The sequence below is a fragment of the Rathayibacter sp. AY1H2 genome (assembly GCF_002931985.1).
GTDB lineage: Bacteria > Actinomycetota > Actinomycetes > Actinomycetales > Microbacteriaceae > Rathayibacter.
On record NZ_PSUV01000020.1, the window covers coordinates 1 to 12466 of the forward strand.

The following is a 12466-nucleotide window of genomic DNA, read 5'->3' on the forward strand; positions in this document are numbered from 1 at the left end:
CCCGGGCGCCCGGCGGTCGGGGCGCGGGCGCGGGGCCGCCGGGCGTCGCCCGGGGCGCGCGAGAACTCAGAAGTGGGCGTACGGGAGGGCGAGTACCGCGACTTCTGCGTGCTCGCGGTGTCGGCTGCGCCCGACCTGGCGAGGTCCGGCCGCCCGCGAGTGTCGGATTCGTCGCACTCGCGCTCGAGTGCGACGACTTCTGGACACTCGGTGCGAGGGCGGGCGCCGAGGGTCGCGGGAGGCGGGCGCGGCACTCGCGCAGAAGCCCTCCGGGTGCAGGATGAGCGCATGCCCGCCTCCCCCGCGCACCCCCTCCGCGTGCGGATGCAGCCGCGCGCGATCGACGAGGCGCACCGCGTCTCGAGGCCGCTCGAGCTGCTCGTCGACCTGACCTTCGTCGTCGCGATCGCGCAGATCGCCCAGCAGCTCGCCCACGCGACCGAGGAGGGGCACCTCGCCGAGGGGCTCCTCCCCTTCGGCATGGTGTTCTTCGCGATCTGGTGGGCGTGGATGAACTTCACCTGGTTCGCCTCCGGGTACGACACCGACGACGTGCCCTACCGGCTGTTGACCCTCGCCCAGATGGCCGGCGTCCTCGTGCTCGCGGCCGGCGTCCCGGCCGGCTTCGAGGAGGGCGACTACCGTGCGATCACCATCGGCTACGCGATCATGCGGTTCGCGCTGGTGAGCCAGTGGATCCGCGTCGCCGTGTCCACTCCGGAGCACCGCACCTCCGCCGTGCGCAACGCCGTCGGCTTCTCGATCGTGCAGGTCGGCTGGCTGCTGCGGCTGCTCCTGCCCGAGGAGGTCGGGGTGGTGAGCTTCCTGCTCCTGGTCGCCTGCGAGCTGGCGGTGCCCCTCTGGGCGCAGCGGGCGGGGGACGCGAACTGGCATCCGCACCACGTCGCCGAGCGGTACGGGCTGTTCACGATCATCCTGCTCGGCGAGGGCGTCCTCGCGGCGGTGATGGGCGTGCAGCGGGCGGTGACGGAGGCGGGCGTCAGCACCTCGCTCGTGCTGGTCGCGGCCTGCGGGCTGGTGATCGTGTTCGCGCTGTGGTGGCTGTCGTTCTCGCATCCCTCCGGCGAGCTGCTGGAGCGGCGGCGCGGCCTCTCCTACCGCTGGGGCTACGCGCACTTCGCGGCGTTCGCGGCCCTCGCGGCGCTGGGATCCGGGCTGGAGGCGGCCGTCGCCGCGACCGCGGGCCACCTCGAGGCGTCCGACACGGTGATCGGCGCGGCCGTCGCGGTCCCGGTCGCGGTCTTCGTCCTGACCCTGTGGGCGGTGCACGCGCCGCTCGGCGAGCACCAGCCGATGCCCGCGCGGCTGGCGCTCCCCGGTGTCGCGCTGGCGCTGGCGACTCCGCTCGTGGCGGGGGCGCTCGGCGTGGGCGGGGTGCTGGTCGCGCTGGCCGCGGTGTCGGCGGGGCTGGTCGCCGCGGTGGTGGGGCGCGGGCGCACCGCGGAGTGACGGGGTCGGCGGGCGAGGCGCGTCGCCGTCCCGAGAGGCGCGTTGTGGGGGCGGAGGAGCGGACCGCGCGTCGAGACACAGCCCTCGTCGACGAGTCGCCGGCCTGGCGGCGGTGTCCCGGCGGGGGCGGAACGCCTCGGCGAGCGCACCGCGGCAGCGGCTACCCCCGGCGCGGCAACGGCTCCGGGCGGCGGGGCACCCAGCAGCGGACGCGCGAGCGGTAGCGCTCGAAGTCGGCGCCGAAGCGGGCGGCGAGGTCCGCCTCCTCCAGCGGGCGCACGGCCCGGTTCCAGACGACGGCGCCGAGGAGCGCGTACAGCACGACCAGCCACGACGAGAGCAGCAGCCCGACCGCCGCTCCCTGCACGATGCCGGCGACCGCCATCGGGTTGCGGACCCAGCGGTAGGGGCCGGCGATCACCAGCCGGTTGGTCATCGCGATCGGCAGCGGCGTGCCGTCGCCGAGGAGCGACATCGTGAGCCCCGACCAGATCCCGAGCGCGCTCGCCGCGACCAGCAGCAGGACGCCGACGCCGACGACCGCGGGCGGCGCCGCTCCGAGGCCCACGCCCCAGCGCTCCTCCAGCGCGGCGATCACCAGCGGGACGACGACCAGCGCGCCTCCCCAGAACACCGCGATCTGCCCGAGGGTCGCGGCGAGGTGCGATCCGGGCCGGCGGCCCGCGGTCGCGACCCGGAAGGAGAAGGGACCGGAGGCGATCCAGCGCGTGGGCACCCGGCCGAGCAGGAGCAGGCACGCCGCGACGACGGAGCCGCCCGCCGCGGCGAGCATCGCGACGACGCCCCAGCCCGCCTCCCCCGTCAGGGTGACCCAGACGGCCAGGGCGACCGCGACGAGGAGCGTCCAGGCCGTCGCGGTGACGGCCGCCCAGCGGATCCCGGCCGCGGCCAGAGCGGAGGCGCCGACGAACAGCGGGAGGTCGAGAGCCGCGACAGGGACGGGATCGAGGCTGCCGAGCGTCGCGATCCGCACGGCGGGGACGAGCGCCACGGCGACCCACCAGGCCGCGCCGCCGAGCGCCTGCACGGCGAAGTAGAGGCGTCCCCAGGGCATGGCTGCACGCTACTTCATAGCTGAACCCAAGGAACGACCCAGGGCGTTGACGGGCTCAGCGCCCTAGGCTCGGAACCAGTTCCCGCCGCCTCCACGAGAAGCGGCCCACCACGACGCCAAGGACGACGCCGATGAACCGCACGACCGTGATCACCGCACTCGCCTGCGGGCTCCTCCTCACCGCCGCCGCAGCCACTCCCGCTGTCGCCGCGACCTCGGACACCGCCGGGGACTCCACCCGCTCCGTCGACGAATTCGGCGTTCTCGCCGCGACCGACGGCGACACGCTGCTGATCAACGGGCGCGCCTTCCTCCTCGAGTAGGCCCTCCGCGCCGGGCACGGCCGCGAGGACGCCACTCGCGACGCCGGCCTCCTGATCCGCCGCTGCGTCGACGTCGACGCCGCCGCGGCCGTATTCCTGGTGACGACGGTGCACGGCTTCTCGGGGCCCGAGATCCTGCCCGCCTACCGCGAGGCGCTGCGGCACCCGCGCACCGCGCACCTGGTGTCGATCTCGGACAGCGACCGCTCCCCCGAGCTCGACTACGCGGCGACGGTGCACCACGGGATCGACGTGGACGGCTTCCCCGCCGGATCCGGAGGCGAGGACCTCGTGATCCTCGGCCGGATCCACCCCGACAAGGGCACGGCGGAGGCGGTCCGGATCGCCGCCGCGGCCGGGCGCCGCCTCCTCATCTGCGGCATCGTGCAGGACGAGCGCTACTGGCGCGAGGAGGTCGAGCCGCTCGCCGACGGGACGCGGGTCGTCTACCGCGGCTCGGTCGGGCCGGAGGAGCGCGCCCTCGTGCTCGGCGGGGCGCTCGCGCTCCTGCATCCGATCGGCTTCGACGAGCCGTTCGGCCTCTCCGTCGTCGAGGCGATGGCGTGCGGGACGCCGGTGATCGCGTACCGCCGCGGATCCATGGCCGAGATCATCGACGAGGGCGTCACCGGGTACGCGGTGGGCTCCCTGTCGGAGGCGGTCGCCGCGGTCGAGCGGGTCGGGCTCCTCGACCGCGCGTCCGTCCGGGAGACAGCGCGCCGCCGCTTCGCGGTGGATCGGATGGTCGACGAGTACCTCGCGGTGTACGCGGGAGTGCCGGGGCGCTGACGTCGGCGGCACGTCGGCATCGGATGCTCGCGTGACTCCCGGCCCTCTGCACCGAGTCGCCCGAGAAGGCTCCTTCTCGACGCGGAGAACGAGCCCCCCCCCCCCCGGGCGACTGAGCGATGCTGATAGGAAGAGGCCGTGCCTCGACCTCATCTCTTCGTCACCCGCGGAAGCCTCCTCCACTTCGCCTGCGACGCGTGGCTCCTGCCGACGGACCGCTTCCTCTCGTTCACCGACTTCTGGCGCGGGGTCCCGCAGCTGGAGGATCGCGCACGCGCCGCGCTGACTCCGGAGTTCTCGGACGGCCGACAGGCGGCACTGCCGCTCGCGCCGCGCGACGGCGAGCCCACTCCCGTCCTCACCGCCGTCCCCGATCACGCCGTGCGCGACGCCGAGGACAGCGAAGGACTCGCCGACATCGCCCGCCGCCTCCGGGCCTTCGTCGAGGTCGCCGCGCGGACGGTGACGAGGGATCGGCGCACGAGGCGGCCGCTGCCGCTCCTGGCCGTGCCGCTCTTCGCGACGGCGGGAGGCGGATCAGGGACCCTCCGCGACGCCGTGCTCGCCCAGCAGCTCCGCGTGCTGCGGGAGGCCGCCGAGGCGTTCGAGGTCGACATCGCGATCGTCACCCTCCGCGCCGACGTCCACGCCTTCGCCCAGTCCAGGCGACGACTCGATCCCGCGACGTCCTGGCCCGAGCTGGAGGCTCCGGCCCTCGAGGAGGCGCAGAGCCTCGCCGAGCGCGCCCGTCGCCGCCGGCTCGTGCCCTTCCTCGGCGCCGGGACCAGCGTCAGCGCCGGCGGCCCCTCCTGGGACGGACTGCTCGAGGAGCTCGGTCGCGAGATCGGACTCGACTCCGAGACGTCCGCGGTCCTCAGCGGGAAGAACGTGCTCGACCAGGCGTCCTACCTCGCGACGCTGTTCGACGAGGAGCAGCCCGGACGGTTCGCCGAGGCCGTCGCCCGTGAGATCGGATCCCTCGAGCGGTACGGTCTCGCGCCGGCGCTCCTCACCGCGATCGACTCCGAGCAGGCCATCACCCTCAACTACGACCGCCTCTTCGAGACGGCGTCCGAGGACGCGGGCGTCCCCCGCGCCGTCATCCCCGGCGACCACGAGGGCGACCACGAGCGCTGGCTGCTCAAGCTCCACGGCACCGTCGACGACCCGTCCTCGATCGTCCTCACCCGCGACGACTACCTCGGCTTCGACTCCTCCCGCCGCGCCCTCTCCTCGATCGTGAAGGCCACCCTCGCGACCCGGCACCTGCTCTTCGTCGGCTTCGGCCTCACCGACGACCACTTCCACGAGATCGTCCACGACGTCCGCCGCGCGTTCCCCTCCTCCGCCTCAGGAACGCTCGCGACCGCCCTCACCCTCTTCGCGGATCCGCTCGACGAGCGCCTCTGGCAGGGGAGGCTGCGGCTCGTGCCGATGCTGCCGGTGCCCCGCGATCCGTCCCGCGTCGGCGAGGCCGCCCGCGTCCTCGAGATCTTCCTCGACGCCCTCGCCGCCTTCGCGACGGACGCCCACTCGTACCTCCTCGCGCGGGGGCACGAGAGCGCGATGACGGCCGCAGAGCTGCGGCTGCGGGAGCGGTTGACCGCGCTGCTCCGGGAGGCGACGGCGGAGGAACGGGCGACCGGGGCGTGGCAGGAGGTCGCGGGGATGAGTGAGCGGCTGGGTGGGGACATCCGATGACGCCACGGACCCGGGAGGCCCGGGTCCCTTCAGACGTGGACGATCTCGACGGGGGCGCGCACTGCTCGCCCCGCCGCTCGGCCTCACGCCCGCACGAACCGCTTCGCCGGCTTCCCCACCGCACCCGACGCCAGCTCGCCCGTCTCGTGGAGGAACGGCAGCATCGCCCGGCGGAAGCTGTCCCGCATCAGCGGCTCGCCGGCGACCTGCTCGTGCAGGTCGTGCAGCTGTCGCATGGTGAACGGCTCGGCGACGAGGCGGTACGGGTCGGGGCGGTTCCGGTACTCCTCCCTGATGGTGAGCAGCGCGCGCGCGACGATCTCGTCGTGGTCGAAGGCGAGGGGCCCCTTCCCGGCGACGGGCACGGCGAGGCCCGACGCCTGTGTCGCCTCCCAGGGCGCGACCGCGAGGTACGCCACCGACATCACCCAGCCGCGGTCGTCCCGTTCCGGAGCGTCGAAGACGTGCAGCTGGCGCAGTCCGACGCCCTCGATGCCCGTCTTCGTCCGGAGCCCGCGTCGGACGGCGTCGTCGAGGCGCTCTCGCTCGTGGACGAAGGTGCCGGGGAGGCGACGGCCGTACCCGTCCTCGATGAGGACGATCGAGAGCGGGCCGCCGGGAGGCACGGTGAGCACCGCGGCGTCCACAGCGACTGACGGTCGCGGATGGTCGGTCAGCTCTGCGGTTGCCATCTGGTAATTGAAGCAGAAGTGCGCTAACTTCGGTGTTATGGAGTTAGCGCAGATACGCGCTAACCGGAACGGGGGCTCTCATGACCACACACCGGACGTCGCTGACGTCGATGCAGACGGACCGGGCGGTCGGCGCGATCGTCGCCTCCGCGGCCGCCGACGCGCTGGGCGCACCGTACGAGTTCCACCCGCCGCTCGCCGACGGCGTCCCTGTCCGGCTGCACGCGGGCGGCGGCTGGGATCTCGGCGAGTGGACCGACGACACGAGCATGGCGATCCCGATCCTCGAGGAGCTCGCGGCCGGCGCCTCCCTCGACGATCCCGAGACGCTGCACCGCATCGGCAGGCAGTGGCGGACCTGGGCCGGGACCGCGAAGGACGTCGGGATCCAGATCCGCCGCGTGCTGTCCACGGCCCCCGGGGCGAGCGAGTCCGAGCTGCGCGCCACGGCGGAGCAGGTGCACCGGTCCACTGGACGCTCGGCCGGGAACGGCTCGCTCATGCGCACCGGCCCGGTCGCGCTCGGCCTGCTGCACGCGGACGACGCGACCCTCGCGGCCGCCGCCCGTCGGCTGAGCGACCTGACGCACTTCGAGGACGACGCCGGAGACGCGTGCGTGCTGTGGTCGCTCGCGATCCGCCACGCGATCCTCGAGGGCGCCTTCGACGTCCGCAGTGGCATCACCGCGCTGCCCGAGGAGCGGCGGACGCTGTGGTCGGAGCGCTTCGACGTCGCCGAGCGGACCGCGCACCCGAAGGACATCCCCGGGAGCAACGGCTGGGTCGTCGCGGCGATCCAGGCCGCCTGGTGCGCCCTCACGCACAGCACGACCCTCCAGGAGGCGATCGAGCTGGCCGTCCGCAGCGGCAACGACACGGACACGGTCGCGGCGATCACCGGGTCGCTCGCCGGCGCCCGCTGGGGACGCTCAGCTGTTCCCGCCGCGTGGCTCCGGCACCTGCACGGCTGGCCCGGGCAGACCGTTGACGACCTGGTGCGCAGCGCCGTGCTCGCCACCCGCCGAGGCGTCGCCGTCGAGAACGGCTGGCCGGCCGCCGCGCGTTGGCCGGTGAGCGGCCTGCCCGCCACGCTCGTCGTCCACCCGCACGACGACGGCGTGCTCCTCGGGGACCTGACCGCCCTGGACACCCTCGCCGAGGACGGCACCGGCCCGCGCGTCGACGCCGTCGTCTCGCTGTGCCGGGTGGGCCGCGAGCAGGTGCCGGCCTTCATCGGCGCGCGGACCGCGGTCTGGCTGGTCGACCAGGACGACAGCAACGCCGATCTGGCCGGCGTGCTCGCGGATGCGGCCGACTCCGTCGCCGCCTACCGGGCCGAGGGCCTGACCGTGCTCGTGCACTGCTTCGAGGGGCGGAGCCGGACGCCCTCCGTCGGAGCCGCGTACAGCGTCCGGCACCTCGGTATCCCCGCCGACCAGGCGCTCCAGGAGGTCAGCGCGGTGCTGCCGCGGGCGCGGCCGGCGCGGTTCCTGGTGGATGCGGTGCACGCGGTGCGGCCTGCGGAGGTGGAGATCGATGGCTGAGTTCACGCCCGGCGATCTCGGCTTCGTAAGGGCCCATCTACTCGGAGGTCCCCTCGACGGCACCAGCTACGGCGATAATCCTGTCTTCCCCGACGGCCTGCCCGGAACGTCGATTTCCGTCCCGCTGCCCGATACGGACGGGCTCATGGCGACGTACCAGCGGAAGCCCGAGCAGGCGGCGGACGGCGATTGGGTCTACACCTTCGTCGGACTGGAGAACGGCCTCAGCGCTCCGCCGATGGCTGCACCGACAGAAGCCTATGACGAGGATGAGGACATGCCCGTACCGGACCCCGCCGAACGTTTCACCCACGAGCAGGGCTGGTGGATCGCCAGCGAGCTGTGCCGCCGGCACTCCCGGCTCTCGGCTTTCGCAGCCATCTTCCTCGATGGTCACTATCACGGGCCGCAGGTCGTCGATCGGCTCCGCCCTTCCTCTCCCGGCGTCTTCTTCAATCAGAAGGGTCGCATCCACTTCCTCGGACTCCGACCCGAAGTGGAGCCGATCACGTGGCAGGAAGTCCTCGCGGCGGAGAACCCGCACGAGATCGTCCAGCGGATCGAAGTGACGCTCGGCCTCGGTTCATCCTCCGCCGACGCCACGACGGCACGATCGATCGGCTACCGAGTGGTCTCCGGCCTCCTGACTCGCGGCCTCAACGACCGTCGGCCCTGGGACGTCGTCTTCAGCATCGAGGACCACCTGACCCACATCTCCCCCGCCCCCGCGCTGCAGTCGTTCCCGAACCTCCCGATACCGTCCGGCCTCCGTGCTGAGGAGCTGGGCGACCGGCTCCGCCGCATCCTGGTCATGACGCGGGGCGGGGATCCGGTGCTCGCCGTTGATGAGGACGGCCGAGCGCACCTCCGGACCGGCGAGCACGTCGATCTCCTTACGGTCTACAAGCGGAGGAGGCGGCTCGACGATGTGCTCGACGAGGTGATGGAGCGGCTGGAGCCCTGAGAGCGGGTGCCCTGCCGCGTCGTCGAGCAGGGCGACCGTTCCTTCAGAGGGAGAAGTAGTAATCCCTCAGCAGCGCCGCCATCTGCTTGCGCCGCTCGATGAGGAAGGACGGGTAGTCGGCGGCCGTCGCGTCGAGGAGGCTCTCGGGCACCGCGGAGGAGCGGAGGTTGGCGAGCAGCTCGGCCTCGGTCGTGATGTCGCCGAGGTCCGGCGTTCCCGCTTCGATCTGCGCCCGCACGCGCGCTCCGTACTCGGCCGGCGCGAGCCTGCCGATGCGGATGTTGACCGGCGTCTCCGCGAGGACGTAGTTCGCGATCTGGTTGCGGTCAGCGGCATCGTTGATCCCGCTCGTCTGAAGGTACGCCTTCGGGAAGAGGTGGTGGATGTCGCCCATGCCCGAATCGCCGAGCATGTCCGACGCGCCCACGTGGTTCGAGAGGAACCCGCGCGCTCCGCGCTTCACCATCGCGGCCAGGTAGACGACGAAGTAGGGGCTCCGGCTGCTCGACGTGACCAGGTCGAGCGGAAGACCCTCCGTCCAGTACGCCTCGGACAGCGCACTGCGCTCGATCGACTCGAGGTAGGCCTGCGCTCCCATCTCACGGAGGCGCCGGAGGTCGAGCTCCCACGTGGTCTCGAAGCTGCCGGAGTGTCGGCCGAGGAGCATCGACATGACGAACCAGCGCCGCACGATCCTCTGGATCTCGGGCATGGGCAGCTCGCCCTCGTCCGACAGGCGCAGGAACAGGGCGTAAGCGAAGTTGACGGCGTTGCGCGAGGTGATCAGCGACGGCGAGATGAAGCCGGAGGAGGTCAGCGTCATCAGGAACTGCGTGAACCTGTAGCGGTTGGTGATCCGGTAGAGAGCGCGCTCGAGGCGCTCGAAGGACTCCTGCGCGATCGCGTCGTCGAACTTCTTGGTCTCGAAGTCGCGGCCGGACAGGTAGCTCACCATCGCGACCATGCGCCCGCGATCGAACTCGATCAGACCGGCGACCCGCAGGACGTCCTGGTAGGTCGGGTCGTAGAGGTCGCTCGCGTCGTCCTTGAGCCAGCTGATCTTCGCGAAGTAGTCGGTCTCGGCGAAGGTCGGGTCGTTCTCCTGGATGATCGCGTGGAAGTGCGGTGCGACGGCCATGTGCGAGAAGTAGTCGATGAACTTCCGCAGCTGCGCGCCGTACTCGCCGTAGGAGGCGATCTTGCTCATCGCGAAGTCGGCGGGTGTGAGCCGCGCGCCGCTCGAGTTGATGCGCACGAAGATCTCCGTGACGGTCTCGATGTCGAGGTTCTCCGCGAGGTCGATGATGCCCACCTGCCTGGTGCGCACGTTCATCAGCTTCGAGAAGTTCGTCTCCACGACCGAGCGGTCGGCCTCGGGGTTCTTCTCGAGGTACTCGCGGACGAGGCCGAAGAGGTTCTCGGGCTTCATCACGGCAGCGATGTCAGGCAGCCACTCCGGGTTGTTCCGGAGGACCGGGGTGTAGGTCTCGAAGCTCTCCGTCAGCGGGTTGAACGCGATCTGCATCCGCGTCTTCTTGTAGTCCTTCGTGACGATCGAGCCGCCGGCGAGCGCCGTCGTCAGCGCCGTCACCCGCTGCTGGCCGTCGATCAGGATCTGCTTGGACCCCGACAGCGAACCGTCCTTGAGGCGCACGGCCGTGTTCTGCCAGGTGATGAGGTACCCGACGGGATAGCCCTGATAGAGCGAGTCGATCAGATCGCGCACCTTTGTGCTCGTCCACACGAACGGCCTCTGGATCTCGGGGATCGCGATCTTGCCGGTCTCCACCCAGTTGAGCACGTTGCCCACCGAGTGCTGGGCGACGGTGTACTTGTCCATGGGTGGGGCGCCTTTCGAAGGGTGATGGACGGAGGGTGGCAGCGACCACCGACATGTCGAGGAGGTCAGGGAATACGCAACAGAGGCGAAGGCGTGCCGCTCCACGCCTGAACAGACTGATCGCAGGCGCTCTCCTTAGCGACACGATCAGCTTCAGCTTCAGAAAACATCTTCACCGTTCGTCGTCAGAGGACCGGACCGTCGGCTCGAGACCTTTTTCCCGCAGATGGGCAAGCGCCCGCTCGACGATCTCAATCTTCCGCTTCAGATCTTTGAGAGATCCCGCGGACGCGTCGGAGAACTCGTCGAGACGCTCGTGTTGACGGCGAATCTCGATCTCGGTGCGAGTAAGAATCGCCCACACCTCCGGATCGGGCTCGAGGTGCCGCTTCTGGCGAAGGAGCGAGACCGCGAGGCGTTGCACGATGATTGCCTCGACAACGTCGGCGGTGGTGCCGGGACTGGCCAGCCCGAACGCGATTCCTCCGCCGCCTGCAGTGACCAACGAGCCTGCAGTCAGCAATCCCCCGATCATGCCACCCGGACCGAAGCTAGCCAGAGCACTGGTTATGACGGCCGCTCCTGCCAGACCGGGACCTGCTGCAAGGGCGAGCCCCCCCGCCGCCACGACCATTGCGGCTGCGCCCGCACCGATGGCGCCCCACTTGATCCAGCTGAGTCCCCGAGGTCCGGTCAGGGCGGCTTGCGCTTCCTTCGTCGCCGCGAACACATCCGTACCGAAACGACTGGTGAGCCCCAACTCGGCGGTCAGGTCCGCCATGGCGGCCTGCCACTTCTCACGGGGGATACTGATCTCGAAGGGCTTGATGACATTCTCTGAGGCAAGAACGGTCATGAGAGCGGCCGCCTGCTCCTTGTCGAGGTGACCTATCGGACGCGGTTCCGGCGCTACGGCCTTTGTGTCCGTGAGATCGAACCTCAGCCGTGCGATCTCAAGAGGAAGCGGACGGTTTTCCCGAACGTTTCGCGCACGAATCTCCTCCAGCGAGAACGCTTGCACATAACGGAGTGCGCCGGCGAAGCGCTCCGCCACATCACCTTCAAGGTTCGCCCCCACCAGGTGGGCGTAGCGCAGGGCGAGCAGGCCCGCCATCTCGACTCCGTCGAGGGGGATGTCGAGCCCCCTGTCGATCATGTCGATTTCCCTCGAACGAGAGCCGAAGAGCCCGAATCCGATCACCTCCGCCACAACCGCAGTCGAGAGGTAGTCCACTGCGGAGTGCGCACGCTTGTCTATAGGCGCTTGTCTGGTCTGCACTCGGAAGTCGAGCAGGTAGTCGAAGACCGATGAGAGCCCTCGATGAGCAGCAACTGGGTCCGGAGCATTCCACACGTTGACCCACCAGCCGAGATTCGCCGGAGGCTCTCTCACCGCCTCGCGAAGCTTGTCGACATCAAACCCTCCGTTTCCGAGTGGGCTGCCGATGGTAAGCAGACCGATGACTCTCACGGCGACCGGAAGCCGTCGGATCAAGTCCGCAGCGATGACCGAACCGAGGCTGTGGCCGACGATTAAGAGGTCGCCCGTGTCAGGCAGAGAGCGCAGAATCAGATTCAGCACCTCAGCGCGGATGTGCGGCTCATTAAGGTAGTTGTGCGCCTGTTTGAACGGAGGCAGACGGGTCACCGCGCCAACAGCAACGTCGCCGCCCACCCAACCGATTCCGGGGTCTTGGCGACCCAACCGGATTTCCATCGCTGCTGTCCGCTCCTCGAACTCGCGGCGGTTCTTCCTCGCCGCCTCTCGAGTGGGTGGCTTGACCGTGATCGCAGGGATCGGTTCCCGCGCATTCGCCCCCCGCAATGCATGCGGGTACTTGGGGGCGACAACGTTTACCGCGTCAAGATCGGGGTAGCCAAGTTTGAGGAGAGCCGTGTTCAATGCTACTTCCCAGGCGTCGTCTTGATCTCCGGTGCCGATGCCGTGCAGGAAGAGCAGAGTGGGACCGGTGGACATGAGCAGCTCCATTTCTCGCCATAGGTCCCCGAGCGAGGACGGAACTGGCCTTCGCCGAGACTACAGACGGCACACGTAGCGCATCGACAT

General features: G+C 70.5%; 10 protein-coding genes. 6 read left to right on the forward strand and 4 right to left on the reverse strand.

The genetic code is table 11. The features are described 5' to 3' along the window. The first annotated feature begins 288 nt into the window (after positions 1 to 288). Positions 289 to 1470: a low temperature requirement protein A gene (locus C5C29_RS13605; protein ID WP_219813784.1), complete on the forward strand. Its 1182-nt coding sequence runs from the start codon at positions 289 to 291 to the stop codon at positions 1468 to 1470. 160 nt (positions 1471 to 1630) lie between these two features. Here the strand turns inward: C5C29_RS13605 and C5C29_RS13610 are convergent, their stop codons facing one another. Continuing rightward, complete coding sequence (locus C5C29_RS13610) at positions 1631 to 2545, reverse strand: isoprenylcysteine carboxylmethyltransferase family protein (protein WP_104308462.1); 915 nt, start codon at positions 2543 to 2545, stop codon at positions 1631 to 1633. A 131-nt stretch (positions 2546 to 2676) separates the two neighbouring features. Here C5C29_RS13610 and C5C29_RS13615 point away from each other — a divergent pair, with 131 nt between their 5' ends. The 3 genes from C5C29_RS13615 (at position 2677) to C5C29_RS13625 (ending at position 5358) form a co-directional block, all read left to right on the forward strand. Beyond that, on the forward strand, positions 2677 to 2868 hold the full coding sequence (locus tag C5C29_RS13615) for a hypothetical protein (RefSeq protein ID WP_104223384.1): 192 nt from the start codon (positions 2677 to 2679) through the stop codon (positions 2866 to 2868). Between the two features lie 99 nt (positions 2869 to 2967). Further along, positions 2968 to 3657, forward strand: coding sequence for a glycosyltransferase (locus C5C29_RS13620; RefSeq protein ID WP_258069496.1), 690 nt, complete (start codon positions 2968 to 2970; stop codon positions 3655 to 3657). A gap of 138 nt (positions 3658 to 3795) precedes the next feature. Next, positions 3796 to 5358: an SIR2 family protein gene (locus tag C5C29_RS13625; protein ID WP_104308464.1), complete on the forward strand. Its 1563-nt coding sequence runs from the start codon at positions 3796 to 3798 to the stop codon at positions 5356 to 5358. Between the two features lie 83 nt (positions 5359 to 5441). Here the strand turns inward: C5C29_RS13625 and C5C29_RS13630 are convergent, their stop codons facing one another. Continuing rightward, positions 5442 to 6050, reverse strand: coding sequence for an NUDIX hydrolase (locus C5C29_RS13630; RefSeq protein WP_104223387.1), 609 nt, complete (start codon positions 6048 to 6050; stop codon positions 5442 to 5444). 80 nt (positions 6051 to 6130) lie between these two features. On the opposite strand from C5C29_RS13630, the gene C5C29_RS13635 reads away from it, so the two are divergent. Both C5C29_RS13635 and C5C29_RS13640 read left to right on the forward strand, forming a co-directional pair. Then, positions 6131 to 7594: an ADP-ribosylglycohydrolase family protein gene (locus C5C29_RS13635; protein WP_104223388.1), complete on the forward strand. Its 1464-nt coding sequence runs from the start codon at positions 6131 to 6133 to the stop codon at positions 7592 to 7594. Next, positions 7587 to 8558 carry a hypothetical protein gene (locus tag C5C29_RS13640; protein WP_104308465.1) on the forward strand — a complete coding sequence of 324 codons (972 nt, stop codon included), beginning with the start codon at positions 7587 to 7589 and terminating at the stop codon, positions 8556 to 8558. The genes C5C29_RS13635 and C5C29_RS13640 overlap by 8 nt, the downstream gene beginning before the upstream one ends. A 43-nt stretch (positions 8559 to 8601) precedes the next feature. On the opposite strand, the gene C5C29_RS13645 is transcribed toward C5C29_RS13640, so the two are convergent. Continuing rightward, on the reverse strand, positions 8602 to 10398 hold the full coding sequence (locus C5C29_RS13645; RefSeq protein WP_104223390.1) for a DUF262 domain-containing protein: 1797 nt from the start codon (positions 10396 to 10398) through the stop codon (positions 8602 to 8604). Positions 10399 to 10570: 172 nt separating this feature from the next. Further along, positions 10571 to 12376 carry a hypothetical protein gene (locus C5C29_RS13650; RefSeq protein WP_104223419.1) on the reverse strand — a complete coding sequence of 602 codons (1806 nt, stop codon included), beginning with the start codon at positions 12374 to 12376 and terminating at the stop codon, positions 10571 to 10573. Positions 12377 to 12466: the final 90 nt, after the last annotated feature.

What these genes read in the sequence shown, in the direction of transcription:
- C5C29_RS13645 (WP_104223390.1), bottom strand. Translation starts at nt 10,398, where the DNA reads ATGGACAAGTACACCGTCGCCCAGCACTCGGTGGGCAACGTGCTCAAC.
- C5C29_RS13605 (WP_219813784.1), top strand. Translation starts at nt 289, where the DNA reads ATGCCCGCCTCCCCCGCGCACCCCCTCCGCGTGCGGATGCAGCCGCGC.
- C5C29_RS13640 (WP_104308465.1), top strand. Translation starts at nt 7,587, where the DNA reads ATGGCTGAGTTCACGCCCGGCGATCTCGGCTTCGTAAGGGCCCATCTA.
- C5C29_RS13635 (WP_104223388.1), top strand. Translation starts at nt 6,131, where the DNA reads ATGACCACACACCGGACGTCGCTGACGTCGATGCAGACGGACCGGGCG.
- C5C29_RS13615 (WP_104223384.1), top strand. Translation starts at nt 2,677, where the DNA reads ATGAACCGCACGACCGTGATCACCGCACTCGCCTGCGGGCTCCTCCTC.
- C5C29_RS13650 (WP_104223419.1), bottom strand. Translation starts at nt 12,376, where the DNA reads ATGTCCACCGGTCCCACTCTGCTCTTCCTGCACGGCATCGGCACCGGA.
- C5C29_RS13610 (WP_104308462.1), bottom strand. Translation starts at nt 2,545, where the DNA reads ATGCCCTGGGGACGCCTCTACTTCGCCGTGCAGGCGCTCGGCGGCGCG.
- C5C29_RS13630 (WP_104223387.1), bottom strand. Translation starts at nt 6,050, where the DNA reads ATGGCAACCGCAGAGCTGACCGACCATCCGCGACCGTCAGTCGCTGTG.